The sequence below is a fragment of the Streptomyces sp. WG7 genome (assembly GCF_049975785.1).
Classification (GTDB): domain Bacteria; phylum Actinomycetota; class Actinomycetes; order Streptomycetales; family Streptomycetaceae; genus Streptomyces.
The window spans coordinates 33,227-57,686 of sequence record NZ_JBNGGE010000025.1 but is presented as its reverse complement, the minus strand read 5'-3'; the positions used below and the strand labels follow the sequence as shown (position 1 = coordinate 57,686).

The window sequence follows — 24,460 nt, the reverse complement described above, 5'->3', positions numbered from 1 at the left end:
TTCCGCCCTGCGCGCGGCGGGATTTCCGCGTGTGTGCGGCGGAGCTTCCGCGTGCGACGGCGGGGTCAGCCGACCTGCGTGGGCAGTTCCGGCTCCCGGCGCCTGAGGCGCAGCACGGACGCCAGCACCGTGATCAGCGTCCCCGCGACCGCCCACGCCCACAGCACCAGCAGGGAGACGGTCGTGTCGTTGCCCTGGAAGTAGGCGATCGAGCGGGCCGCCCACGTCCCCGCGCCCGGCGGCAGCGCCGGTCCGATCGCCTGCCAGAACGGCGGCAGCATCGGCAGCGGGAAGGCGCCGCCCGCGCTCGGGTTGCCCGCGACCACCACCAGCAGGATCGCCAGCCCGATGCCGACGATCCCGAAGACGCCCTGGAGGGCGAGCGTGGCGGCGCCCACGGCGAAGGTGATCAGTGCGCCGAGCCCCCACAGATCCACCACGCTGCCGGGCAGGGCGCCGAGGATCGGCCCGACGATCACCGCGCCGCCGAGCCCGCCGACGATCGACACCAGGGCCATCACGATCAGCCGGATCGCCGCGCGGTGCGGGTTGGCCGGCCGGGCGCCGGTGCTGATCGCCAGGATCGAGGCGCACAGGTAGCCGCCGACGCACCAGCCCACGACCAGGTAGAAGGACGACAGCCCGTCGAAGTCGTGGGGGGAGGCCGGGGCCACGTCGACGGTCCGCACCGTGCGGCCCTCGGCCCGCTCCACTTCGGCGACGAGGCTCTCCAGGGTGGTGGCGAGGACGGTGCCGCCGCCGGAGGCGACCAGCAGGGTGTCGGTGCCGGCGGAGGGGTCGACGACCAGGGCGCCGTCGATCTCCCGGTCCTTGATCTGCTGCCGGGCACTCGCCGCGTCGGCCACCGTGCGCGGGTCCAGGGGTGACCCGGGCAGCCGCTCCAGCCTGCTCACCGTCTGCCCGGCCGCCGCCGGGGGCGCGACCACCCCGAAGGGCACGTCCTTCGGTTTCGGGTCGTGCAGCGCCCCCACGTAGGAGGCGATGAACAGCAGCTGGAGCGCGATCACCCCGAGCACGAGCAGGGTGGCCCGCGGGGTGACGGCGTCCTTCACCTCGTCGCGGAAGGAGCCGCTCCGGGTGCCGGTGGCCGGTGTGTGCGACATGTCCCCACGGTCCGGGGCCGCGGGCGTTTGCGCAGGTGGGGCGGGGCCGAACGGATGTCGCACACGCATTCGAAAATTGGTCTATGGTGGGGGTGAGGTAGTTGGGAACAGACGTTCGATAAGGCGTCGGTTCATGAGAGCGGGAGGTGCGTGTGCCGGGTTTCACGCATCTGCACACCGTCTCCGGGTTCTCCGCCCGCTACGGCGCCTCCCACCCGGAGCGGCTGGCCGAGCGTGCCGTCGAGCGGGGCATGGACGCCCTCGCCCTCACCGACCGCGACACCCTCGCGGGCACGGTCCGCTTCGCCAAGGCCTGTGCGAAGGCGGGCGTCCGTCCGCTGTTCGGCGCGGAGCTGGCGGTGGCCGCCCCCGAGCCGGAAGTGGACCGCTCGGAGACCTCCGTACGCCGTGACCGGCGCCGCGCCCCCGTGCGCGGCGGCGCCTTCGTCGACGAGTCGGCCCCCCGGGTGACCTTCCTCGCCCGGGACGGCGCCCGCGGCTGGGCCGACCTGTGCGGGCTGGTGTCCGCGGCCCACACCGCGGAGGGCACACCCCTGCTGCCCTGGGCCGACAACCACGCCGACGGCCTGACCGTCCTGCTCGGCCCCGATTCCGACGTCGGCCGCGCCCTCACCGCCGGCCGCCCCGACCGCGCGGCCCGGCTCCTCGCCCCCTGGCGGGAGGGCTACGGCGACGCCCTGCGCCTGGAAGCCGTCTGGCACGGCCGCGAAGGGACCGGCCCCGGCTCCCTGCGCCTGGCCGCCCGTACCGTCGGCTTCGCCGCCGAACAGGGCATCCGGCCGGTGCTCTCCAATGCCGTCCGCTACGCCGACCCCGGCCAGGGCCAGGTCGCCGACGTGCTGGACGCCGCCCGCCGCCTCGTCCCGATCGACGCCACCAAGGAGCTGGACTCCGGCGAGGCCTGGCTCAAGGACGCCGGCGCCATGCGGCACGCCGCCGAGCGGATCGTCGAGGCCGCCGGCTTCCGGCGCGACACCGCCCACCGCCTGCTGGAGCAGACGCGGGCGACGGCCGCCGAGTGCCTGGTCGATCCCGAGGACGACCTCGGCATGGGCGCCGTCCACTTCCCCGAGCCGCACCTCGTCGGCGCCGGCCGCCGCACCGCCCAGCGCGCGCTCGCCTCCCGGGCGGCGGCGGGCATGGTGCTGCGCGGCTACGACCGGCGCCGCGCGTACTGGGAGCGGATGCACCACGAGCTGGACATCATCGCCCACCACGGCTTCGCCTCGTACTTCCTCACCGTCGCCCAGGTCGTGGACGACGTGCGGCACATGGGCATCCGGGTCGCCGCGCGCGGCTCCGGCGCGGGCTCGCTCGTCAACCACCTCCTCGGCATCGCGCACGCCGACCCGGTCGAGCACGGGCTGCTGATGGAGCGGTTCCTGTCCAGGGAGCGGGTCGTGCTGCCCGACATCGACATCGACGTGGAGTCCGCGCGCCGCCTGGAGGTCTACCGCGCGATCATCGGCCGCTTCGGCACCGAGCGGGTCGCCACGGTCGCCATGCCGGAGACGTACCGCGTGCGCCACGCCATCCGCGACGTCGGCGCCGCCCTGTCCATGGACCCGGCCGAGATCGACCGCGTCGCCAAGTCCTTCCCGCACATCCGCGCCCGCGACGCCCGCGCGGCGCTGGAGGAACTGCCCGAGCTGAAGGAGCTGGCGGGGGAGCGGGAGAGGTACGGCAGGCTCTGGGAGCTGGTCGAGGGCCTGGATGCCCTCCCGCGCGGCGTCGCCATGCACCCCTGCGGCGTGCTCCTCTCCGACGCCTCCCTGCTCTCCCGTACGCCGGTCATGCCGACCAGCGGCGAGGGCTTCCCCATGGCGCAGTTCGACAAGGACGACGTCGAGGACCTCGGGCTGCTCAAGCTGGACGTGCTCGGCGTGCGGATGCAGTCGGCGATGGCGCACGCGGTCACCGAGGTGAAGCGGGCGACGGGTACCGAGATCGACCTGGACTCCGTACCGGAGGGCGACCCGGCGACGTACCGGCTGATCCGCTCCGCCGAGACGCTGGGCTGCTTCCAGATCGAGTCACCGGGGCAGCGGGACCTGGTCGGGCGGCTCCAGCCGTCGACCTTCCACGACCTCGTGGTCGACATCTCGCTCTTCCGGCCCGGCCCGGTCGCCGCCGACATGGTGCGGCCGTTCATCGAGGCCCGGCACGGGCGGGCGCCGGTGCGCTACCCGCACGAGGACCTGGCGGAGCCGCTGGAGGGGACGTACGGGGTCGTCGTCTTCCACGAGCAGATCATCGACATCGTGGACATCATGACCGGCTGCGGACGCGGCGAGGCCGACCGGGTGCGGCGCGGGCTGTCCGACCCTCAGTCGCAGGGGCGGATCAAGGCGTGGTTCGCCCAGCACGCGGCGGCGAACGGGTACGACGCGGAAACGATCCAGCGGACCTGGGAGATCGTCGAGGCCTTCGGCAGCTACGGCTTCTGCAAGGCGCACGCGGTCGCCTTCGCCGTGCCGACGTACCAGTCGGCGTGGCTGAAGGCCCATCACCCGGCCGCCTTCTACGCCGGGTTGCTCACGCACGACCCCGGCATGTACCCGAAGCGGCTGCTGCTGGCGGACGCGCGGCGACGCGGGGTGCCGATCCTGCCGCTGGACGTCAACAAATCGGGGGTCGCACACAGGATCGAACTGGTGTCTGAATCGCGGCGTTCCAAGGGGACCGTCTGGGGCCTGCGCCTCGCCCTCTCGGACGTGCACGGCATCAGCGAGGCCGAGGCGGAACGCGTCGCCGAGGGGCAGCCGTACGCCTCCCTGCTCGACTTCTGGGAACGGGCACGTCCCAGCAGGCCGCTGGCCGGGCGGCTCGCCCAGGTCGGCGCGCTGGACGCGTTCGGCGCCAACCGGCGCGACCTGCAACTGCACCTGACCGAACTGCACCGCGGCGCCCGGGGCGGACGCGGCGACCAGCTCCCGCTGTCCGGCGGACGGAGGACCGCTTCCGCCGGACTGCCCGACCTCACCTCGGCGGAGAAGCTCAGCGCCGAACTGGGCGTGCTCTCCATGGACGCCTCGCGCAACCTGATGGACGACCACCGCACCTTCCTGCGCGAGCTGGGCGTGGTGTCGGCCAAGCGGCTGCGCGAGGCCAGGCACGGGGAGACGGTCCTGGTCGCGGGCGCCAAGGCGGCCACCCAGACACCGCCGATCCGCTCCGGCCGGCGGGTCATCTTCTCCACCCTCGACGACGGCACCGGCCTGGTCGACCTCGCCTTCTTCGACGACTCGCACGACGCCTGCGCGCACACCGTCTTCCACTCCTGGCTGCTGCTGGTGCGCGGGGTGGTGCAGCGGCGCGGCCCGCGCAGCCTCAGCGTGGTCGGCTCCGCCGTCTGGAACCTCGCCGACCTGCTGGAGGTGCGGCGGGAGGAGGGGCTGGAGGGCGTCGCGGCCCGGCTGGCAGGAACGGGCGGGGGACAGGATGACGACCCCGAGGGCGGCCCGGCACGCCGCCGTCTCGCCGGCTCGGACGGACAACCCGCGCCGGCCGGTTCCGCGGCCCAGGACCCGATGGAGCAGCGGAGGATCCGCATGTCCACCGGGTACGAGATGCACCCCTGGGCCGATCTGCGACCCGCTGGCGAAGGGCCCGCGGTCGGAAGGAAGTTGTGGCACCAGAGTCCGGGGAGTGCGGGATGACGATCCTCTGCGTACGTTTCCAGCTGCCGCCGATGTACGAGGCGGCCCTGCCCCAGCTGCTCGGGCTGCTGGAGGAGTTCACGCCGGTCGTCGAGGCGTTGCCGCCGGACGGCGCGCTGGCCGACCTGCGCGGCGCCGAGCGGTACTTCGGGCGCGACGCCGTGGAACTGGCCTCGGTGATCCGCGTCCGCGCCCTCGCGCTGTACGGCGTCGACTGCGTGACCGGCGCCGGTCCGGGCCCGATGCTCGCCCGCATGGCCCTGCGGGACGCCCGGCCGGGACTGACCCGCGCGGTGCCGGAGGGTGAGGAGCGGGACTTCCTCGCCGGCAAGCCCGTCGCCGCGCTGCCCGGCGTCGGCACCGCGACCGCCCGCTCCCTGTGCGAGTACGGCCTGGACACCCTCGGCCGGGTGGCCGCCGCGCCGTTGTCCACGCTCCAGCGGCTGGTCGGCGCGAAGGCCGGCCGCGAGCTGCACGAGAAGGCGAACGGCGTCGACCGCGGCCGGGTCGTCCCCAACGGCGTCTCCCGCTCCCTGGCCACCGAACGCCCCTTCACCCGCGACGAACTCGACCCCGGCCGCCACCGCCGCGCCCTGCTCTCGGCCACCGAGGAACTGGGTGCCCGGCTGCGCGCCGTGGACAAGGTGTGCCGCACCCTCACCCTCACCGTGCGCTACGCCGACAGGTCGGCGACCACCCGCGGCCGCACCCTGAAGGAACCGACCGCGCACTCGGCGGCGCTGACGCGGGCCGCGTACGACATGTACGAGGCGCTCGGCCTCCAGCGCGCCCGGGTCCGCTCGCTCTCCCTGCGCGCCGAAGGCCTGGCCCCCGCCGAGCAGGCCTCCCACCAGCTCACCTTCGACCCGGTGGACGAGAAGGCCCGCCGGCTCGAGGAGGTCGCGGACCGCGCGCGGGCGAAGTTCGGGCCGAGGGCGGTGATGCCGGGGGCGCTGGCGGCGTGAGGCCCCCGCGGGTCAGTTGGCCCACGGGGGAGTGAGCCGGGTGCCGTCGGCCAGCTCCGCCTGCAGGCCGACGGAGGTGGTGACCCAGGAGGTCGCGGTCCGGTCGGTGGGGTTCTCGACGGCGAGGGTCGCCCCCCGGTTGATGATCACCGTGTCGCCCGCGGTGACGCGCTCGGTGCGGCCGTCGAGGGTGATCAGCAGTTCGCCGGTGAGGAGGTGGAAGATCTCCTCCCGGCTGACGGTGTGCGCGGGTGCCTTCGTGCCCGCCGGGATCTCGCCGCGCCAGGCATAGAGCTCCTTGCTGCCGGTGCGGGGAGTGGCGTACGAGACGAAACGGGCGCCGTGGATCTCGTGGGTCACGGCTTCGGACGAGCGGATGATGGGCATGACTGCTCCCCCTGGTGATTATGGTCAAGCGGCTTGACTGAGCTGTCCGAAATTATGGTCAAGCTAGTTGACCAATTTGTCAAGGGTGTTCAATGCTCCCGTGCAGAACTCCGACGCCATGGCCCTGTCCGCCGCTCTGCTCGCCGCCGCCGGCGGGCTCACGCAGCGGATTCACGAGGGTGTCGTCGCCCGAGGTTTCGAAGGGCTGCGGCCCGCGCACGGCTTCGCGTTCGCCCGGCTGGCCCCGGACGGTGCGACGGTCACCGACCTCGCCGTCCACCTCGGAATGACCAAGCAGGCCGCGAGTCAGCTCGTCGACGAGCTGGTCCGCAAGGGCTATGCAGAACGCCGGCCACACCCCGTCGACGCGCGGGCCCGGCTGATCATGCTGACCGAGGCGGGGTGGGCCTGCACGCGGGCCGCGGAGGAGGCGGCGGCGGAGGCTGTGGGCGCGTGGGCCGACGTGCTCGGCGAGGGCGGGGTCGCCGAGCTGCGGGAGCGTCTGTTGCGGATCGCGCCGGGCGGGTCGATCCGACCCGTGTGGTGAACCGCGCCGGCCCGGCTCGCACGGCGACCCGCGCCCGGCACGCCGAGCGGGGCTCGTCCGGCCTGAGCCGCCGGACGAGCCCCGTGTTCCCCCCGTTCTCCCGCGTTCCGGGTCAGCGGCCGTGCCGGCCACCCGTCAGTGCCCGTCGGCGCACCGACCCGAACAGCACGGCCGCGCCGACGGCCAGGGCGGCGGCGCCGCCGACCGCGATGTAGGGCGTGGTGCTGTCCCCGCCGGTCTCGGCGAGGCTCTCGGTGCCCGCGCCGGCGGCCTTGACCTGGTTGGGCTCACCCGCCGAGGCGGCTTCGGGCGCCGCGTCGGACGCCTCGTCCGGGGCGGCCGGGTCCGTCGGGTCCGTCGTCGTCTCGGCGTCCTGGTCGCCGTGGCCGTGGTGCTCGATCGTCGACTTGTCGGCCGCGGCCGCGATCTGCTCCTCGGACGGGGCGGAGGCCTCGGGAGCCGGGGCGGCACCGCCCGCGGTGTCCCCGCTCGCCGCGTCCCCACCTGCCGTGTCGCCGCCCGTCGTACCGCCGTTGGCGCCGCCGAAGGAGATGTCGGAGCAGGAGTAGAACGCCTCCGGGCTGTCCGAGCGCTGCCACACCGCGTACAGCAGGTGCTTGCCGGAGCGCTCGGGCAGCGTGCCGGAGAAGGTGTAGAAGCCGCCTGAGGCGGCCGGGTCGGTGACCGTCGCCACCGGGGCGGACAGATCCAGGTCGCCCCAGCCCAGCGGCCCCGCCGGGTCGTACCCGGGCTTGGTGATGTACACCTTGAAGGTGCCCTTGTGCGGCGCGGTCACACGGTACTTGAAGGTGTACGAGCCGCTGCTCACGCCGGTCGCGGGCCAGTCGCCGCGCGCCAGGTCCATGCCCTTGAAGGCCGGGTCGTTCGCGCTGCACAGCTTGCCGTCCGGGATCAGCTCCTGGTGCTTGCCGGCGGCGTTGCCGATCCGGATGCCGTTCCAGTCGTACAGCGCCTGGGTGCCGCCGGCCGCGACGGCCGCCTTGCACGCGGCGGACTTCGGGTTCTCGGGGCCCTCGGCGTGGCACTGCGAGACCCGGCTGACCGGGGCGCCCATCGAACCGTGCGCGGCCGCGGGGGCGGCGGCCAGGGTGGTCAGGGCGAGCGGGGCGAGGCCGGCGACGGCGACGGCGGCGACCCTGCGGGGCGCGGAGGGTGCGGGCATGGGGGAACTCCTCGAAACGGTCACTGGGGATGCGCGGATATGCGTGAACTCGGGCCGGAACCCGTGGGGTTGACCAGCAAGCTAGCCCCGGGAAACCGTGAGATCGCCTGTTGGAGGCGGGTGACGGAGATCCTTATGGTCGCGTTAAGGGAGTGCTCAGGCTGCGCTGAGGTAGCTACCGTTCGCGGCATGGAACGAGAGCGGATCCGGCAGGCGGTCACCGCGGACGTACTGGCGGTGAGGGCCGTCACCGACGCCGCCTACCACCCTTACATCGAGCGCATCGGGGTGGTGCCGCAGCCCATGGAGGCGGACCACGCGGCGAACGTGGCCGGGGGGAAGGTGTTCGTCACGGGCGAGCCCGTCGTGGGCCTCGTGGTCCTGGAGGCGTTCGCGGACCATCTCTTCCTCGACAGCATCGCCGTCCACCCCGACGCGCACGGCAGTGGCGTGGGGCGACGGCTGCTGCGCTTCGTGGACGCACGCGCGCGTGCGCTGGGCCTGTCCGAGGTCAGGCTCTACACGAACGCGATGATGCGCGAGAACCAGCAGATCTATCCGAAGTACGGGTACGAGGTCGTGGAACGTCGAGTGGACGGGCCCTACGACCGCGTCCACTACCGCAAGCGACTGCTCTGACCCGTCTCATGACGTGACCGGCCCGGTCAGTTGTCCGGCCACCAGGTGCGCGCGATGTCCTTGCGGACCTCAGGGCGCCCCGAGGGCCGCTCGTCGGCCTCCTCGCGGACACGGCGGGCGTCGGTCTTCTTGAGGGGCTTGTGCACGGTCAGACGGCGCATGGCTGCCTCCTTACGGATCCACCGGGTTCCGCGTTCTCACGGAGGTAGACCCTTTCCCCGAGACTTGCTCATCGAAGCATGGCTGTCAGTGGCGGGTGTCACGATCCGGCGTCCCGGTTCCTCTGCCGGTCCTGTTGTCGGTGGCGGGTGTCGGTCTGGGCGGCATGGCGAACGACAGTGACGGGACGACCACGCCGGGTATCGACCGGGATGTGCGGCGGCCTGTCGCTCCTCGCGGCCGAACAGGGACACCGCGCCACCGCCCGTGGGCGGGGCGGCGCTTCGACGGCGCGCTCGCCCGGGCATGTGCAGTGGACGCTGCCCGGCCCCGCCAGGATCCCGCGGCACCGGCGGGAGTTGCCGCGTCCCGGCGGGCGGCCGGTCCCGGCCGGGAGTGAGGCGGGCGGCCCGCGCTATGTCAGCAGGTCCTCGAAGCCGCCCCCGCGGGCCAGCCGCTCCAGTTCGTCCAGCGCGGCCACGGCGGCGGCAGCGGCCTCGGGGTCCCGCACCGCCAGACCGCTCTCGGCGAACTCGTCCTCGTCCAACCGCCGTACGTCCGTGCCGTCCGCGGAGCGCCACAGGTCCAGGTCGAGATCCTCCACGACCAGTTCCGCGCCGGTCAGCACGGCGGGGCGGGTGATGTCGCAGTACCAGCCCTTCAGCGCGCCCGTGCCGGTCCGGACCTCCTTCACGGAGTACCAGCGGTCGCGCCAGTAGTACTCGGTGAAGACGTCGCCGGGCTCGAAGCGCACGAAGCCGAAGTCGCGGACGCCGGCACCGGCCCAGGGGGCGCGGACGGCGAGGCGGGTGCCGTCGTCGTGCAGCGGTTCGCTCGCGTACCGGATCTTCGTACGGCCCGCCTTGACCAGGACGACGTCCACCCCGCCCGGCGCCTCAGCCGAGTTCGCGGACATAGCGCACCTCGGTCCCGCAGACCTCGTACCCGAGCCACTTGTTGATGGCGAGCATCGGACCGTTGTCGGTGTCGTTGCCGGTGAACGCCTCCGTGAATCCGGCGGCGCGGGCCCGGTACAGGGAGTCGGTCTTGGTGAGTTTGGCGAGACCCCGGCCGCGGTGGGCGCGGACGGTGCCCGTCATGGCGGTCGAGTAGCGGGTGCCGCCGTCGGTGTAGGCGACGCTGAAGGCGACGGGGCGGCCGTCGACGACCGCGACCGTGGTCAGTTCACGGTTCAGCAGCGGGTGCCGCCAGGTCTCCGCGAGCCAGGCCTCGTAGTCCGTGAACTCGATGTCGATGTCGCTCGGTTCGTCCTCCAGCGTCTCCGCGTCCAGCTCGAACATCGGGCGGGGATCGTCGGCGTAGTCGGCGGCGGTGCGCAGTTCGACGCCCGGGGGAGTGGCCGGCAGGGGCGGCAGAGTGCCGTTCGCCAGGTCGAGGCGGAGGAAGTGGCCGGAGCGCCGCCGTGCGTAGCCGTGCCGCTCGGCGAAGGCCAGGTTGGCGGGCTCGTCCAGCACCCAGGCGAACAGCTTCGTCGCCCCCTCGGTGGCCAGGTACTCCTCCGCCGTACGCACCAGCAGCCCGCCGGCCCCGCGCCCCGCCCGGTCCGGGTGGACATAGATGTTGAGGTACGCCTGTCCGGGCTCCGGGCTGTCGTGCACCAGCCCGATCTGCGCCGTGCCGATCGTCTCCCCGTCCTCCTCCGCGACGAGGGACCGGCTCCGGGCGTCCGGATGGGTGTGGACGAGCCGGTGGACTATGGACTCGGGCGTCCACAGGATGAACGGCAGGGCGGCGTGGCGGACATGGGTGAAGGCCGCGACGTCGGCCGCATCATCGGGACGCAGATCACGCACAAGAACGGTCATGTGAGCGCACGCTACGGCGGGCGGGCGGTCGGCTGCCTCCCATTTTCCGGGGGATGCGGGACAATCGCCGCGTGACCTTGAAGATCCACATCGACGACGGTGCCCCGCCCTACGAGCAGGTGCGCGCACAGATCTCCGAACAGGCGCGGTCCGGGGCGCTGCCCGTGGGATACCGGCTGCCGACCGTGCGCGGGCTGGCCGAGTCCCTGGGGCTCGCCGCGAACACGGTCGCCAAGGCGTACCGGGCGCTGGAGGGGGACGGGGTGATCGAGACGCGGGGGCGCAACGGAACGTTCGTCGCCGCGGCGGGCTCGGCGGCGGAGCGGGAGCTGGCCTCCGCGGCCCAGGGCTATGCCGAGCGGGCTCGGCGGCTCGGGGTGACGGAGGGGGATGCGGTGGCCGCGGTGCGGGATGCCCTGCGGGCGGCTTACGGGGATTGAGCGCCGTTTCGGCGGGGGCCGGTGGGCGGCTGCGGGTTCGTTGTGGCTCGGCGCGCCCGCGCGGCGGAGCCGCGACGTGTCTCAGCCCCGCGCCCCTAGCGGTGTTCGGGTGACCGTGAGACCAGAAGTACGCGCCAGTCGGGCGAAAGTCTGTGCGTCGCTCACCGCCGCACCGTTCGGGTCGTTGTTGAAGTACGCGTAGACGTCCTGCCGGGGCCAGGTGTCCTGGACGCGCTGGACCCACGTCGCCAGCGACCGGCGGCCGTAGTGCGGCCAGGCTGCCGCCCGGCCCTGGTGGAAGCGGACGTAGCCCCAGTCGGTGGTGCGCCACAGGGGGGTGACCGGGCGGGACAGGACGTCCGCCCAGCACAGGGCCGCGCGCCGGGACACCAGGACCTCCCGCACCCCGGGTGTCCACCACGACTCGTGCCGGGGTTCCACCGCGACCCGCGTGCCGGACGGGAAGCAGGCGAGGCAGGCGTCCAGGAGGCCCGGGTCGCCCCGCAGCGTCGGCGGCAGCTGCAGCAGGACCGGGCCGAGCCGGTCGCCCAGGCCCGCCGCGTGGGTCATCAGGCGGTCGACGGGCTCCTCGGGGTCCCGCAGACGCTTGATGTGGGTGAGGTAGCGGCTGGCCTTGACCGCGACCGTGAAGTCCGCCGGCACCCGCTCGCGCCACGCCTCGAACGTCTCCCGGGACGGAAGCCGGTAGAAGGCGTTGTTGATCTCCACCGTGGCGAAGGCCTCCGTGTACCGCTCCAGCCACAGCCGTACGGGCAGGCCGGGCGGGTAGAGAACCTCCCGCCAGTCCCGGTACTGCCAGCCCGACGTGCCGACGAACAGGGTCATACCCTCATCAAAGCAGCTACAGGTACAGCCCGGCCTCCGCGCCGTCCCGCGGCTCCGGCAGCGTGGTCGGCGAGGTGCCCCGGCGCAGCGCGTACAGCTCCGCCAGCGTGGCGCCCTCGCGGCCGATCCCCTCCTCGCCGCCGAGCCAGTCCACCGCCTCCCGGCGGGTCAGCGGGCCGACCTCGATGCGGGCCAGGCAGCGGCCGGGGCGGACGACGGCGGGGTGGAGGCGTTCCAGGTCCTCGTTGGTGGTGACGCCGACCAGCACGTTGCGGCCCTGCCCGAGCAGCCCGTCGGTCAGGTTCAGCAGCCGGGAGAGGGCCTGGCCCGCCGTGTGCTTGGCCTCGCCGCGGATCAGTTCGTCGCAGTCCTCCAGCAGGAGCAGCCGCCAGCGGCCCTTGCCCGCCGCGTCCTCCTCGCCGATGGCGATGTCCATCAGGTAGCCGACGTCGGAGAAGAGCCGCTCCGGGTCCAGTACGCAGTCCACCTGGCACCAGTCCCGCCACGAGCGGGCGAGGGTGCGCAGCGCGGAGGTCTTCCCGGTGCCCGGCGGACCGTGCAGGAGCAGCAGCCGGCCCGCGATGTCCTCGGGCGTCGTCTTCATCAGCCCGTCCATCGCGTCCGCGACGGGCGCCGTGTAGTTGGCCCGGACCTCGTCCCAGGTGCCCGCGGAGATCTGCCGGGTGGTGCGGTGCGGGCCGCGGCGCGGGGAGACGTACCAGAAGCCCATCGTGACGTTCTCCGGCTGCGGCTCGGGCTCGTCCGCCGCGCCGTCCGTGGCGTCGGCGAGCACCTTCTCGGCCAGGTCGGCGGTGGTCGCCGTCACCGTGACGTCCGCGCCCCGGTTCCACCGCGAGACCAGCAGGGTCCAGCCGTCGCCCTCCGCCAGCGTCGCGCTGCGGTCGTCGTCGCGGGCGAGCCGCAGCACGCGCGCCCCGGGCGGCAGCAGCGTCGCCCCGGACCGCACGCGGTCGATGTTCGCCGCGTGGGCGAACGGCTGCTCGCCCGTCGCGAAACGGCCGAGGAACAGCGCGTCGACGACATCGGACGGGGAGTCGCTGTCGTCGACGTTGAGCCGGATCGGCAGGGCGTCGTACGGGTTCACGGACATGCCGCCATGATCCGGCACCCGGCCGCCGCGTGCATCCGGTTTCCCCGGCGCACGCGGCGCACCGGACGCCCTCGGCACCTCGGGCACGGGGAGGCCGGCGGCGGGCGGTTCAGGCACCGGATCCCAGCACCCGCCCCCGTGCCTGCCGTGCCCTGCGGAGCACGGCGTACCCCTTGGTGAGGGCCCGGTCCCGGGCGAAGGTGCGGGTGATCGCGCGTCCCTCGACCAGCCGGGCGAACTCGTCGATCCCCGTGCTGCGGCGCACGGTGACCCGCCGCAGGGCGTACGGCCCCTGGGTGCGGCGCGCCAGGCCGTTGCCGACGGCGAGCGCCTGCGCGTACCCCGTCTCGCGCACCGCCCGCCGCACCCGGCGGTCGGAATAACCGTAGGGGTAGGCGAACGAGGCCGGTACGGTGCCCAGTTGGTCGGCGACGATCTCCTTGCAGTGGATCAGCTCGTACCGCAGCCGTTCCTCGGCGAGCTGGTCGAGCTGCGGGTGGGTGTGACTGTGTCCGCCGATCTCCACGCCGGCGGCGGCCAGTTCGCGGACCTGGTCCCAGTCGAGCATGGCGTCCAGGGCGCCCCCGGTGTCGTACGGTCCGCGCAGCCAGCCGGTCGAGACGAACAGGGTGGCCGGGAAGCCGTGCTCGGCGAGGGCGGGCAGGGCGTGCCGGTGCACGCCCTCGTAGCCGTCGTCGAAGGTGATCAGGACGGGCCGCCTCGGCAGCGGGCGTCCGGAGCGCCAGGCGGCGGCCAGCTCCGCCGTGCCGATCGGGGTCAGGCCCCGGTCGGAGATCGCCGCCATCTGCTCGGCGAACGCCTCCGGAGCCACCGAGAGCGCGCGGGTCGCGTCGTTCGGACCGGCCGCGACCGCGTGGTACATGAGGACCGGCACGCGCGCGTCCGCCTCGTGCGCCTCAGCCATGCGCGCCCCCCTCGATGGGCGCCACGGAGAAGGTGGCCCCGCCCCGCCGCGCCCGTACGCTCCCCACCACGTAGCCGCCCGCCGCCGTGAGCACCCCGGCGACGATCGCGCCCGCCCGTCCCGCGCCGCCCGGCCGGGCCAGCACGGCGTCGCGCAGCCCGCGCGCCACACCCGCCGGCAGCACGCGGGTGGCGTACCGGCGTTCGGACTCCAGGCCCTTGTCCGCGCCGACGCTGCGCGCCACCAGTGCCTTGGACAGGCCCTCGGCGTAGGCACGGGTACGGAAGTAGGCGAAGTGCTCGCGCGCCTCGGGCACCCGGTGGTGGATCACCGCCCGGTCGTCGATCAGCAGCACGGCGTCGGGCCGGGCGCGGCTGAGCCGGATGCACAGCTCGGTCTCCTCGCAGCCCAGCGGGCGCTTGTCGCCGTCGCGCCCGATGCCGGTGGCGAAGCCGCCCGCCGCGTCGAACGCCTCGCGCCGGAAGGAGGCGTTCCCGCCCAGCACGTTGCGCACCCGGACCCGGCCGGGCGGCAGGCCCCGGTACGTGCAGCCCACCACCCAGTCGAACTCCTCGGGGAACCAGACCGGCCGGCGCCCCGACGCCCAGATCGGCACCGTGCGCCCGCCGACGGCGACGACCGCCGGGTCGGCGTACCCCTCGGCGAAGTGCCGCAGCCAGTCGCGTTCGGCCACGGCGTCGTCGTCGAGGAAGGCGATCACCTCCCCGCGCGAGGCGGCGATGCCGGTGTTGCGGCCGGCGGACAGGCCGCGGGGGCCCGCGTTGGCGAGCACCCGCACGTCCGCCCGCTCCTTGTACTCCTTCAGCAGCCGTTCCCGCAGCGCCTCGTTGTGGTCGACGACCAGCAGCGTCTCCCGCGCCGGGTGGGACTGCGCCCGCACCGAGGCGACCGCCGCGAGGATGTCCTCCCAGCGGTCCTCGGTGTAGACGCAGATCACGACGGAGATCGTGGGGGAGAGCGTGAGAGGGGCGTCCGTACCGCTCAAGACGCCTTCCTCCGGACCGGGACGACCGGAGCGGCCGAGCCGACCGGGCCGACCGAGGCGAGCGTCGGCGCGTGTGTACGGCTGCGCAGCGCGCGCCGGTTGGACCGCTCGTCGAGGATCACTCTGAGCACCCGCAGCCCGTCCCGTACGGCGCGCAGGTTGCTGACGCCGTGGATGCGCAGGTACTCGTGGCTGGGGATCTCCTGGACCTTCAGGCCGGCCTTCACGACCCGGATGTTCATCAGGGTCTCGACCTCGAAGCCGGTGCAGTCGAGGTCGATCTTGTCCAGGCAGTGCCGCCAGAAGGCGTTGTAGCCGTAGCAGAGGTCGGTGTAGCGGGCGCCGAACTTCCGGTTGACGACCGCGCACAGGGCGCGGTTGCCGAGCTTGCGGATGAAGGTCATGTCGTCGGTGCCGCCGCCGTTGGCGAAGCGGGAGCCCTTGGCGAAGTCCGCGCCCGAGACGAGGGCGGAGACGTACGACACGATCTCCTGGCCGTCGGCCGAACCGTCGGCGTCGACCATCACGATGATGTCCCCGGTGCACGCCTTGAAGCCGGTGATCAGCGCGTCGCCCTTGCCCTTGCCGCGCTGCTCGACCACCTTGACGTCCGGCCACAGCTCCCGGGCGACCTCGACGGTGTCGTCGGTGGAGTTGCCGTCCACCAGGACGACCTCGTGGACCCAGTCGGGCAGTGTCTTGAAGACGTACGGAAGGTTCTCCGCCTCGTTCATGGCGGGTATCACCACGCTCACCGGCGGAGCTATCGCCAGATGCGAGGAGACGGGCCGGTACTTCCCGGCGGGTGACGGATCGGAAGACGATTCGCGTGACGGCTCGTTGCCCGTCGACGCCGGCTGCAGGACTGAGCTCATGAGTCTGGTCCCTCTCGTCCGGCGGACCGCCCGCCCCAGGGGCGGTCCGGCTCTGTATCCGGTTCGAAAGGGGGGTTCTCACCCACGGCGCGCGACGGGACGGATCTCCGTGCGTGCCAGGTGAGCTGGCAAAGCCCGTCGGCGCCGGAAAGACGACAGCCGACCGCGCGGCACGGCCCGGTCACCAGTGCGGTCACCGAGCACGGCACCCCCCTACCGCGCCTCCCGGCCCCGGTCCGTCGCGGCCTCGAGCCCTCCCCTGAGCCGCTTGCCGACGTACCGATGCGGGAGATGTATGACGGTATTGACGATTGAACCTCTATGGCAAGACCTGGAACCAGGTCTCACGTTTTTGTTGGTTTGCCGTCATCCGTTCTTCTTGAGGGGCGATTTCGCACGGTACGGGTCAGGCACGGGCCACCCGGACCGTTCCGCTTTGCCCCCCGAAGCCCAAGATGCCGGGCCTCAATGTGGCGCAGCTCGCCGGAGAGCGTCAAGGGCGCATCGGCCTTCCCGCTGACTTTCGTCCGATATTGAATGACTGTCAGCCATTTTTTGGCATGGACACTTCCTGCCGATGGGTGGAGTCGCTACCACGGTCGAGGCAGAGATCCTGCTAAGGGAGGTTCCATGAGACGTTTCCGACTTGTCGGGTTCCTGAGTTCGTTCCTCCTCGCCGCCGGCGCCGCGCTCGCCGGGGGCGCGACCGCTCAGGCGGCCCAACCCGCCGCCGCCGAGGGCTATGTGGCGCTCGGCGACTCCTACTCCTCCGGGGTCGGAGCGGGCAGCTACATCGGCTCCAGCGGCGACTGCAAGCGCAGCACGAAGGCCCATCCGTACCTGTGGGCCGCCGCCAACTCACCCTCGACGTTCCACTTCACCGCCTGCTCCGGCGCCCGTACGGGTGATGTTCTCGCCGGACAGCTCGGCCCGCTCAGCTCCACCACCGGCCTGGTCTCGATCAGCGTCGGCGGCAACGACGCGGGCTTCGCCGACGTCATGATGACCTGTGTGCTCCAGTCCGACAGCACCTGCCTGTCGCGGATCGCCACCGCCAAGGCGTACGTGGACTCGACGCTGCCCGGCAACCTCGACAGCGTCTACTCGGCGATCCGCAGCAAGGCCCCGGCCGCGCACGTCGTCGTCATCGGTTACCCGCGCTTCTACCAGCTCGGCACGTCCTGCATCGGCCTCTCCGAGACCAAGCGGAAAGCGATCAACGACGCCGCCGACCACCTCAACACCGCGATCGCCAAGCGCGCCGCCGACCACGGCTTCACCTTCGGCGACGTACGTCCCCCCTTCACCGGCCATGAGATCTGCTCCGGCAGTTCCTGGCTGCACAGCGTGAACTGGCTCAACATCGGCGAGTCGTACCACCCGACCGCGGCCGGCCAGTCCGGCGGCTACCTGCCGGTCCTCAACAGCGCCGCATGACCGGAAGCGGAAGCCGAAGCTGAAGCGGAAGGAGAGGAGGAGGGGGAGGCCCCGCCCGTCGGGGTCTCCCCCTCCGGCTCTGTCTCCGTCTCCGTCCCGGTCTCCGTCTCACAGGTCACGGAGAACGCCACCGCGTTCGACGTGGCCTCCACCGGCTCCCGCACCTCCACGCGGACGGTGCCCTCGAACATGCCGCTGCCGGCGTTCGTCGTGACGACCACGGTGTCCTGCCGCGTGCGGTCGCCGCCCGCGGGGAAGGACAGCGTCCGCCAGCCCGGACCGGAGACCGCCCCGTCGTCCGTCACCCAGCGGTAGCCGACCCGCGCGGGCAGCCGGCCCACCGTGAACGCCGCGGTGAAGGAGGGCGACCGGTCGTGCGGCGGGGGACAGGCCCCCGCGTAGTCGGGGTGCGAGCCCACCACGGACACCTTCACGGACTGCGGTGGAGGGCTGCTCCGCGGACCGTGGCTGCCGGAACCGGCGGAAGGGCCCGGCTCCTCGCTGCGCTCGGTCCCGCTCGGCGCGGAACCGGTCGCCCCCGGGCTCCCGCTCGCACCTTCGGCGCCCCCGCCGTGGTCCCGGCGGTCCAGCAGGGCGTACGCCAGTCCGGCCAGCGCCAGTGCGAGAACCACCAGTCCCAGGACCAGCACGACCCGCGCACGCCGGTCCCGGCCCTCGGACGCCCCGGGCGCGGTCTCCGTGGCCGGTACGGGCATCGGGGCAGCCGGTGAGGCCTCCGGCCCGGCGGGTGCCGGTACCGTCGGGGCGTACGCACCGGCCGGCACGGTGTCCGCGCGCGGTGTGCCTCCGCCGGAGGGAGCGCCTCCGGCACCCACGAGCCGCAGATCCCGCTCGGCCCGCTCGGCCGGGGTGCGCTCGGCCGGATCCTTGCGCAGCAGGCCCTCGACGACGGGAGTGAGCGCGCCGGCCCGGTGCGGCGGCGGCAACTCCTCGTCGACGACGGCCCGCAGAGTGCTCAACGGGGTGTCCTGCCGGAAGGGGGAGATGCCCTCGACCGCCGCGTACAGCAGTACGCCCAGCGACCAGAGGTCGGACTCGGGGCCGGGCGTGCGGCCCAGCGCCCGCTCCGGGGCGAGGAACTCGGGCGAGCCGACGACCTCGCCGGTCATGGTCAGTGCCGAACTGCCCTCGACCATGGCGATCCCGAAGTCGGTGAGCACCACCCGGCCGTCGTTCGCCAGCAGTACGTTGGCCGGCTTCACGTCCCGGTGCAGCACCCCCGCCCCGTGCGCGGCCCGCAGCGCGGCCAGCACCTCGGCGCCGATCCGCGCGGCACGCCGCGGTTCCAGCGGGCCCTCGGCCTCCAGCAGGTCGGCCAGCGACAGCCCGCGGACCAGCTCCATCACGATCCAGGGCCGGCCGCCGTCGGTGGCCACGTCGTACACGGTGACCACGTTGTGGTGGGCGACCCGGGCGGCGGCCCACGCCTCGCGCTCCAGCCGTGCGTACAGCCGCCGCACGTCGGTCTCCGGCAGTCCGGCGGGGGCGCGCACCTCCTTCACGGCGACCTCGCGGTGCAGCACCTCGTCGCGGGCGCGCCACACCGTGCCCATGCCGCCCTCGCCGAGGGGAGACAGGAGACGGTAGCGGCCGGCGATCGCGCGCTCGTTGCCCGGTTCCTCGAACACCGGCGCCCCCTATGGCGTCTCCTGTGGACATTCCTCGGGAACGGGCCCGTATTTCTCCCGCATTCATCCCAAAAGTAGCTCAGCCGAGCGCGGATGCGGCCCCCCCCGGACACCAGTCCGGTACCGCTCGCCGCCACGGACGCGGCCCGAGGCCGCCGTGACCGGGAGGCCGCGGCCGCCCTGCGCGACCGCGTGCCGGCCGCCGTACGCACCACCGGGCAGGAGCCGGCGCCCGGACGCGGGCCCGTCCGCCGGCCACCGCCCGATGCCCGTGGTGTCCGGCCGCCGCCGGAGCGCCCCCGCGCACCCAGGACGCGCCCCTGCCCGTGCCCTTGGCCACGGCGACGGCCGCCACGGCGCTCGTCGCCGCCCCGCACTTCGCCGTCCCGCACTTCGCCGTCCCGCACTTCGCCGCCCCGCACTTCGCCGTCCCGGCGAACCGGAGGCAGGACGAGTCGGACTCGGCGCGAGACCGGCACGTGAGATCGCCCACGTTCGCGCGGCTCCGGACGCCCGCGCGACGAGCGGCGCGGACGACCGGAGCCGCGGTCTCGGAGTGGTCGCCTCCGCATCCGAGGGGCGCGTGGTCGTCGCCCCGCGCGGATACGGTGAGCCGTCCGGGCGACCGCGTGCACCGACTGCGGCCCGTGCGCCCCGGCGCCGGACCGCGCTCCCTGGGGGCTTCTCGGCACCGGCGTGCCACTGCTCGCCTCCGGCCCGGACCTGCCCGCCACCTCACCGGCCGTCACGGTCGGACCGGCAGGGTGCCCGGCCCGCCCGACGGGCGAGCCGATTGTCCAACTCGCCCTGGAATCTTCTGGATTCGGAGAGTGATCGTCAACCCCCTTATGGGGAAGGTGAATCCTGTGACCGCGATACGCGCATGTCGTACCGGGGCGATAGGGTTACTCTGCCCGGGCCGGGTGGACTCGTACGGGTGGGGAGTGACATGGAACAGATAACAGTGCGCAGCAGGGCAAGGGTCCCTGCGATCACGTGCGGAAGCGGCGCGACCAGCTCGCGTCTCGACCGTCACCTCGCGGTGCTCGGAGGGCCCGCCCTCCCGCAACGGGAGACGGTGGAGGCGACGTCGCTGATGCGTGAACTGACCGCGCGTGAGCCCGCGCACAAGCGCAGCAGCAGGGGTGCCAGGGTGCGCGGGGTCTCGCTGTTCGCGCCGCTGCGCCGACTGCGGCGCTCGCTGTTCGGCAGCAACTGAAGCCCGCGCGCCGGCGATCACACCGTCCCGGCGCGGCGCCGCGCACTCGTCCGTCGTCCCCACGGCACGCAGCGGCGCCTCGGTGTGGTCCCGAGCGCGGGTAATCCCCGTACGTCCGACTCCGTACGCCCGTATCCCACGCCCGTATCCCACGTCCGTCTCCCCGCGTTCGTCCGGTACGTCCCCGTGGGTGTTCTCACGGCCTCGTCCCGCCGTCCCCCATCCGGCGGTGACGCACACACCGACCCGCTCGGCGGTCCCCGCGCGTAGCCGGTGCGCAGCCCCCCAACCACCAGCGCCCGCACCGCGCCGGCGGACCCCGCGCGCGTAGCCCGGCGCCGGAAGGGCCTACAGCAGCGCCAGCTGCCCCTCCGGCCCCTCCTCCCGGCCGTCCAGCACGGAGGCCGGCCTGCGGGCCGCCTGGGGCACCGGAAGCACGCCCGCCTCGCGCAGCTCGGTCGCCGTGATCTCCGCCGTCACCGCCGGCTCCCGGAACAGCGGCCGCACCTCGGCGAGCAGGGCGAGGACCGTGATCAGTTCCAGCAGTTCGGACGTCCAGGTCTGCGGCCAGACGGCCGGGCGGATCGCCGCCAGCGTGCCCGGCTCGCCCTCGGCGGTCCGGGCCGCGAACCACTGCTCCAGCACCCGCACCCCGCCCACCTCGAAGTCCCAGGCGCCGGGCGGCACGGGGGAGACCCGGCCCTCGTCCAGGTACAGGGCCTCCTCGTCCCGGTCGTAGCGCAGGGTCACCGGGCGGGCGGGCAGCGGGGCCCGGACGTACGGGCGGCGGCCGCCGGGCAGTTTGGGGCGCTCGCCGTCGCGGCGCATCAGCCACAGGGCGCGCCGGCCCAGGCCGACCCCGCGCTCCCACAGCGCGGGGTCCGCGGTGAGCGGCACCCGGGAGCCCTCCCGCACCGTCGCCACCGCCCAGGCCAGCACGTCCACCGGGTCGGGACGCCGGCCGAGCCGGGCGGCCAGGTGGTCGAGGAGACCGGGTGCCAGGTTCGGCTCCGCCCCGCCCGGACGGCGGTACAGCGGACGCACCCGGGCGCCGCCGAGCAGCGGCAGCCGCGAGGTCGCGAGGAGCAGCGGAGCACCGGCGGTACCGGGCCCCTCCACCGCGAACACCTGCCGCTCGTCCGCCACCCGCCACAGCTCCGGACGGGCCGCGTCGATCAGCCGGTGGTCGGGAATCAGCCACTGCTCGTCGAAGGGCGCGCGCAGCACCCGTACGGGCTCCGGGCACGGCCCCGAGGCGCGCACCAGCTTCTCCGTGCCGCCGGAACCGCCCGGCAACCGCCCGACCGCCGTGTGCGGCGTGCGTGAACGCGTCGGCTCGAACAGGGCCTCGCGGTCGGCGCCCTCGGCCTTCACCAGGGCGTCCCAGCGGGCCTTCAGGGACGCCGCGTCGGGGGCCGCCGGCCACGCCCGGCCGAGCCGCGGCGGTGCGACGGACCACGGCATGAGGTCCGCCAGCGGCGGAGCGTCGTCGTGCGTCACGCCGGGCATCGTACGACGGGGCGCCGCGGCCTCACGTGGCATCCAGGGTGACCGTGAAGGAGAAACGGTCCCCCCGGTAGTGGATGACCGCCACGTCCAGCGCACGGCCCGCCGTGTCGTACGTGATGCCCGTGTAGTGCAGGATCGGGCTGAGCAGCGGGACTTCGAGCAGCCGCGCCGTCTCCGGGTCCGCGAGCCGGGCCTGAACCGTGTCCGTGATCCGGCTGATGTCCAGGCCCACCACGTCCCGCAGCACCTTCGTCATCGGCCAGCGGGCCAGGTCGTCCACGTCGATGCGGGCGGCGACTTCGGGACGGACGTAGTTGCGGGCGTGGTTGGTGGGCTCGCCCGTCTTCTCGTCGCAGCGCAGCCGGTGGTACGTCGCCGTCTCGGCCAGGTCGGGGAAGTACTCGGCGAGTTCGGCCGGCACGGGGCCGGTGCCGTGGTCCAGCAGCTCGGCCTTCATGCCGGACTGCTGGGCCACGATCGCGTCCACCGAGCCCAGCAGCCGCACCGGGGCGCCCCGCCGGACGTCGGGCTCGATGAACGTGCCGCGCCGGCGGTGCCGGGTGATCAGCCCCTCGTCCTCCAGCTCCTTCAGCGCCTGCCGCATGGTCAGCACGCTCACCCCGTAGTGGCCGGCCAACTGCTCCTCGGTGGGCAGGCGCAGCGGGTCCCGGGGCGAGCGGCCCAGTATCGAGGCGCGCAGCGACTGCGACACCTGGTACCAGAGCGGCAGCTTGCGGTTCAGGACGATGGAGTCCGGGGCGAAGGAGGTCACGGGCCATCCGTACCGGTAGTGAATCCTCAGTGCAAGGGGCGGAAGTGACGCTCCAGGCCCTGCCAGACGTCGTCGTAACCCTGTTGCAGGTGCTCGGCGCGGGCCGCCTGGGGCGTGAGGGTCACCGGCCAGCGCGTCTCGAACATGAACGCCAGCCCGTCGTCGATCCGCTGCGGCTTCAGCTCGGCGGCGCTCGCCCGGTCGAAGGTCTCCCGGTCCGGACCGTGCGCCGACATCATGTTGTGCAGCGAGCCGCCGCCCGGTACAAAACCTTCCGCTTTCGCGTCGTAGGCGCCCTCGATCAGGCCCATGTACTCGCTCATCACGTTCCGGTGGAAGTACGGCGGCCGGAAGGTGTCCTCGCCCACCAGCCAGCGCGGGGCGAAGACCACGAAGTCGACGCCCGCGAGACCGGGGGTGTCCGACGGGGAGGTCAGCACCGTGAAGATCGACGGGTCGGGGTGGTCGTAGGAGATCGTGCCGAGGACGTTGAAGCGGCGCAGGTCGTAGAGGTACGGCACGTGGTTGCCGTGCCAGGCGACCACGTCGAGCGGGGAGTGGTCGTAGTCGGCCGCCCAGAGGTTGCCGCAGAACTTGTTGACCACCTCCACCGGGCCCGCCGCGTCGTCGTCCTCGTACGCCGCGACCGGCGCCATGAAGTCCCGCGCGTTCGCCAGGCCGTTGGCGCCGATCGGGCCGAGGTCGGGGAGGCGGAAGGGGGCGCCGTAGTTCTCGCAGACGTAGCCGCGGGCGTCCTCGTCGAGGAGCTCCACGCGGAAGCGGACCCCGCGCGGGACCAGCGCCATATGGCCGGGCTCGGCGTGCAGCAGCCCGAACTCGGTGCGCAGCAGCAGACCGCCGCGCTCCGGGACGATCAGCAGCTCGCCGTCGGCGTCGCTGAAGACGCGCTCCATGGACGCCGTGGCGTGGTACAGGTGCACGGCCATGCCGGTGCGCTGGGTGGCGTCCCCGTTGCCGCCGAGCGTCCACAGGCCCGCGAGGAAGTCGGTCCCGGCCCCGGGCGCGGGCAGCGGGTTCCACCGCAGCCGGTTCGGGTCCGGCACGGCTTGGGTGAAGGGTGCCGTGCGGATCGCGCCGTTGCCCGTGCGGGTGAACGCCGGGTGCGCGGCCGACGGGCGGATCCGGTACAGCCACGAGCGGCGGTTGTGCGCCCTCGGCTCGGTGAACGCCGTGCCGCTCAGCTGCTCCGCGTACAGCCCCTCGGGCGCCCGCTGCGGCGAGTTCCGGCCCTCGGGCAGCGTTCCCGGAACGGCCTGCGAGCTGTGCTCGTTGCCGAAACCGGACAGGTAGGCCAGTCCCTCCGCGGTCTTCCGCGCGTCCCCGCTCATCGATCGCTCCCTCGCAACCCGTGTCCCACCCGATTCCTATGGGACACCGTAGGATTGAGGTCGCCCGGGCGCAAGAGGTCGTGCGGGCGCAAGAGGTCCTGCGGGCCTGGGCTCCCGGCCCCCTCGGTCGTCCCGGGGGAGGATGACCGGAATCAGACCCCTGGGGGATCCGGACCGTCGGACCGGTGTTCTAGTCTCCCGTCATGTCGTGGATGCGGAGAGTGCTCGCCGTGCTCGCGGTCTGTGTCCTGCTGCTGACCGGATCCGCCGGCTGCGGCTCGGGTGACACGGGCGGTACGGACGAACCGGAGGCCCGGGATTCGGCCACGCCGGTGGGCAGGCTGCTCGACGCCACCGACGAGGAGGGCCGGCGCTACCGGGAGGTGGACGGCGAGGACGCGCCCGAGGTCGGTGTCGAGGTGGAGCCCGAGGACGACGACAGCTGGAACGTACGCCTGACCGTCCGGGACTTCAGGTTCTCGCCGGCCGGGACGGAGGCCGAGGCGGTGGCCGGCCGCGGCGTCGCCCACCTCTTCCTCGACGGGGACCTCCTCACCCGCCTGCGCGGCCCGGAGTACCGCCTCGCCGCCGGCCTCGTACCGCGCGGCACCCACCAGCTCACGGTCCGCCTGTACGCCGACGACGGCACCGTCTGGGCCGTCGACGGCGAACCGGTCGAGAGCACGGCGGACATCACGGCGTCGGACGCGGAGCCGTCGCAGGCCGCGGATCCGTCACAGGCCGCGGAGCCGGAGGGGCTCGACGGCCGGACGCTTCCCGTCCCCGCGGCGGCCCGATGAACGAAACCGGTG

23 protein-coding genes are annotated in these 24,460 nt (G+C 73.5%); 8 read left to right on the top strand and 15 right to left on the bottom strand.

Going from position 1 to position 24,460, the window contains the following annotated elements; genetic code table 11:
* Nucleotides 1–65 precede the first annotated feature (65 nt).
* A complete protein-coding gene (locus ACP4J0_RS23320) occupies nt 66–1,124 on the bottom strand; it encodes a DUF3533 domain-containing protein (protein ID WP_426600612.1) in 1,059 nt (352 codons plus the stop codon).
* Between the two features lie 152 nt (nt 1,125–1,276).
* On the opposite strand from ACP4J0_RS23320, the gene ACP4J0_RS23315 reads away from it, so the two are divergent.
* Both ACP4J0_RS23315 and ACP4J0_RS23310 read left to right on the top strand, forming a co-directional pair.
* Entirely contained in the window at nt 1,277–4,804 is a 3,528-nt protein-coding gene (locus ACP4J0_RS23315; RefSeq protein ID WP_426600611.1) for a DNA polymerase III subunit alpha, read from the top strand.
* Entirely contained in the window at nt 4,801–5,769 is a 969-nt protein-coding gene (locus ACP4J0_RS23310; RefSeq protein ID WP_426600610.1) for a DNA polymerase Y family protein, read from the top strand. The genes ACP4J0_RS23315 and ACP4J0_RS23310 overlap by 4 nt, the downstream gene beginning before the upstream one ends.
* 12 nt (nt 5,770–5,781) lie before the next feature.
* Here the strand turns inward: ACP4J0_RS23310 and ACP4J0_RS23305 are convergent, their stop codons facing one another.
* Entirely contained in the window at nt 5,782–6,156 is a 375-nt protein-coding gene (locus ACP4J0_RS23305) for a cupin domain-containing protein (protein WP_426600609.1), read from the bottom strand.
* Between the two features lie 100 nt (nt 6,157–6,256).
* On the opposite strand from ACP4J0_RS23305, the gene ACP4J0_RS23300 reads away from it, so the two are divergent.
* Nucleotides 6,257–6,703: a MarR family winged helix-turn-helix transcriptional regulator gene (locus ACP4J0_RS23300; protein ID WP_426600608.1), complete on the top strand. Its 447-nt coding sequence runs from the start codon at nt 6,257–6,259 to the stop codon at nt 6,701–6,703.
* A 112-nt stretch (nt 6,704–6,815) separates the two neighbouring features.
* On the opposite strand, the gene ACP4J0_RS23295 is transcribed toward ACP4J0_RS23300, so the two are convergent.
* Nucleotides 6,816–7,886 (bottom strand): lytic polysaccharide monooxygenase, encoded by a 1,071-nt coding sequence (locus ACP4J0_RS23295; protein ID WP_426600607.1) that lies wholly within the window; start codon nt 7,884–7,886, stop codon nt 6,816–6,818.
* A gap of 189 nt (nt 7,887–8,075) precedes the next feature.
* Between ACP4J0_RS23295 and ACP4J0_RS23290 the strand changes: the two genes are divergently transcribed.
* On the top strand, nt 8,076–8,525 hold the full coding sequence (locus tag ACP4J0_RS23290; protein WP_426600606.1) for a GNAT family N-acetyltransferase: 450 nt from the start codon (nt 8,076–8,078) through the stop codon (nt 8,523–8,525).
* Nucleotides 8,526–8,551: 26 nt separating this feature from the next.
* On the opposite strand, the gene ACP4J0_RS23285 is transcribed toward ACP4J0_RS23290, so the two are convergent.
* From ACP4J0_RS23285 to ACP4J0_RS23275, 3 genes are all read right to left on the bottom strand, one after another.
* Complete coding sequence (locus ACP4J0_RS23285) at nt 8,552–8,686, bottom strand: hypothetical protein (RefSeq protein WP_398135216.1); 135 nt, start codon at nt 8,684–8,686, stop codon at nt 8,552–8,554.
* A 413-nt stretch (nt 8,687–9,099) separates the two neighbouring features.
* Complete coding sequence (locus ACP4J0_RS23280; protein ID WP_426600605.1) at nt 9,100–9,600, bottom strand: DUF402 domain-containing protein; 501 nt, start codon at nt 9,598–9,600, stop codon at nt 9,100–9,102.
* Nucleotides 9,581–10,510 (bottom strand): N-acetyltransferase family protein, encoded by a 930-nt coding sequence (locus tag ACP4J0_RS23275; protein WP_426600604.1) that lies wholly within the window; start codon nt 10,508–10,510, stop codon nt 9,581–9,583. The genes ACP4J0_RS23280 and ACP4J0_RS23275 overlap by 20 nt, the downstream gene beginning before the upstream one ends.
* 71 nt (nt 10,511–10,581) lie before the next feature.
* On the opposite strand from ACP4J0_RS23275, the gene ACP4J0_RS23270 reads away from it, so the two are divergent.
* Nucleotides 10,582–10,950, top strand: a complete 369-nt coding sequence (locus ACP4J0_RS23270; protein WP_426600603.1) for a GntR family transcriptional regulator — start codon at nt 10,582–10,584, stop codon at nt 10,948–10,950.
* Between the two features lie 81 nt (nt 10,951–11,031).
* Here the strand turns inward: ACP4J0_RS23270 and ACP4J0_RS23265 are convergent, their stop codons facing one another.
* The 5 genes from ACP4J0_RS23265 to ACP4J0_RS23245 form a co-directional block, all read right to left on the bottom strand.
* Nucleotides 11,032–11,796: a DUF72 domain-containing protein gene (locus tag ACP4J0_RS23265; RefSeq protein ID WP_426600602.1), complete on the bottom strand. Its 765-nt coding sequence runs from the start codon at nt 11,794–11,796 to the stop codon at nt 11,032–11,034.
* A gap of 16 nt (nt 11,797–11,812) precedes the next feature.
* Nucleotides 11,813–12,907: a DUF5925 domain-containing protein gene (locus tag ACP4J0_RS23260; protein WP_426600601.1), complete on the bottom strand. Its 1,095-nt coding sequence runs from the start codon at nt 12,905–12,907 to the stop codon at nt 11,813–11,815.
* Nucleotides 12,908–13,016: 109 nt separating this feature from the next.
* On the bottom strand, nt 13,017–13,832 hold the full coding sequence (locus tag ACP4J0_RS23255; RefSeq protein ID WP_426600600.1) for a polysaccharide deacetylase family protein: 816 nt from the start codon (nt 13,830–13,832) through the stop codon (nt 13,017–13,019).
* On the bottom strand, nt 13,825–14,838 hold the full coding sequence (locus ACP4J0_RS23250; RefSeq protein WP_426600599.1) for a glycosyltransferase family 2 protein: 1,014 nt from the start codon (nt 14,836–14,838) through the stop codon (nt 13,825–13,827). The genes ACP4J0_RS23255 and ACP4J0_RS23250 overlap by 8 nt, the downstream gene beginning before the upstream one ends.
* On the bottom strand, nt 14,835–15,713 hold the full coding sequence (locus ACP4J0_RS23245) for a glycosyltransferase family 2 protein (protein ID WP_426600598.1): 879 nt from the start codon (nt 15,711–15,713) through the stop codon (nt 14,835–14,837). The genes ACP4J0_RS23250 and ACP4J0_RS23245 overlap by 4 nt, the downstream gene beginning before the upstream one ends.
* 630 nt (nt 15,714–16,343) lie before the next feature.
* Here ACP4J0_RS23245 and ACP4J0_RS23240 point away from each other — a divergent pair.
* Entirely contained in the window at nt 16,344–17,150 is an 807-nt protein-coding gene (locus ACP4J0_RS23240; RefSeq protein ID WP_426600597.1) for an SGNH/GDSL hydrolase family protein, read from the top strand.
* Here the strand turns inward: ACP4J0_RS23240 and ACP4J0_RS23235 are convergent.
* A complete protein-coding gene (locus ACP4J0_RS23235) occupies nt 17,120–18,799 on the bottom strand; it encodes a serine/threonine-protein kinase (protein ID WP_426600596.1) in 1,680 nt (559 codons plus the stop codon). The genes ACP4J0_RS23240 and ACP4J0_RS23235 overlap by 31 nt on opposite strands.
* 949 nt (nt 18,800–19,748) lie before the next feature.
* Here ACP4J0_RS23235 and ACP4J0_RS23230 point away from each other — a divergent pair.
* Complete coding sequence (locus ACP4J0_RS23230; RefSeq protein ID WP_426600595.1) at nt 19,749–20,018, top strand: hypothetical protein; 270 nt, start codon at nt 19,749–19,751, stop codon at nt 20,016–20,018.
* A 348-nt stretch (nt 20,019–20,366) separates the two neighbouring features.
* On the opposite strand, the gene ACP4J0_RS23225 is transcribed toward ACP4J0_RS23230, so the two are convergent.
* From ACP4J0_RS23225 to hmgA, 3 genes are read right to left on the bottom strand one after another with little or no spacing between them, the layout of a single operon-like run.
* Nucleotides 20,367–21,527 carry a type ISP restriction/modification enzyme gene (locus ACP4J0_RS23225; protein WP_426600594.1) on the bottom strand — a complete coding sequence of 387 codons (1,161 nt, stop codon included), beginning with the start codon at nt 21,525–21,527 and terminating at the stop codon, nt 20,367–20,369.
* A gap of 22 nt (nt 21,528–21,549) precedes the next feature.
* Nucleotides 21,550–22,299, bottom strand: coding sequence for a GntR family transcriptional regulator (locus ACP4J0_RS23220; RefSeq protein WP_426600593.1), 750 nt, complete (start codon nt 22,297–22,299; stop codon nt 21,550–21,552).
* Nucleotides 22,300–22,325: 26 nt separating this feature from the next.
* Nucleotides 22,326–23,648, bottom strand: a complete 1,323-nt coding sequence (gene hmgA, locus ACP4J0_RS23215) for a homogentisate 1,2-dioxygenase (protein ID WP_426600592.1) — start codon at nt 23,646–23,648, stop codon at nt 22,326–22,328.
* 203 nt (nt 23,649–23,851) lie between these two features.
* Here hmgA and ACP4J0_RS23210 point away from each other — a divergent pair, with 203 nt between their 5' ends.
* Nucleotides 23,852–24,448: a hypothetical protein gene (locus ACP4J0_RS23210; protein ID WP_426600591.1), complete on the top strand. Its 597-nt coding sequence runs from the start codon at nt 23,852–23,854 to the stop codon at nt 24,446–24,448.
* Nucleotides 24,449–24,460: the final 12 nt, after the last annotated feature.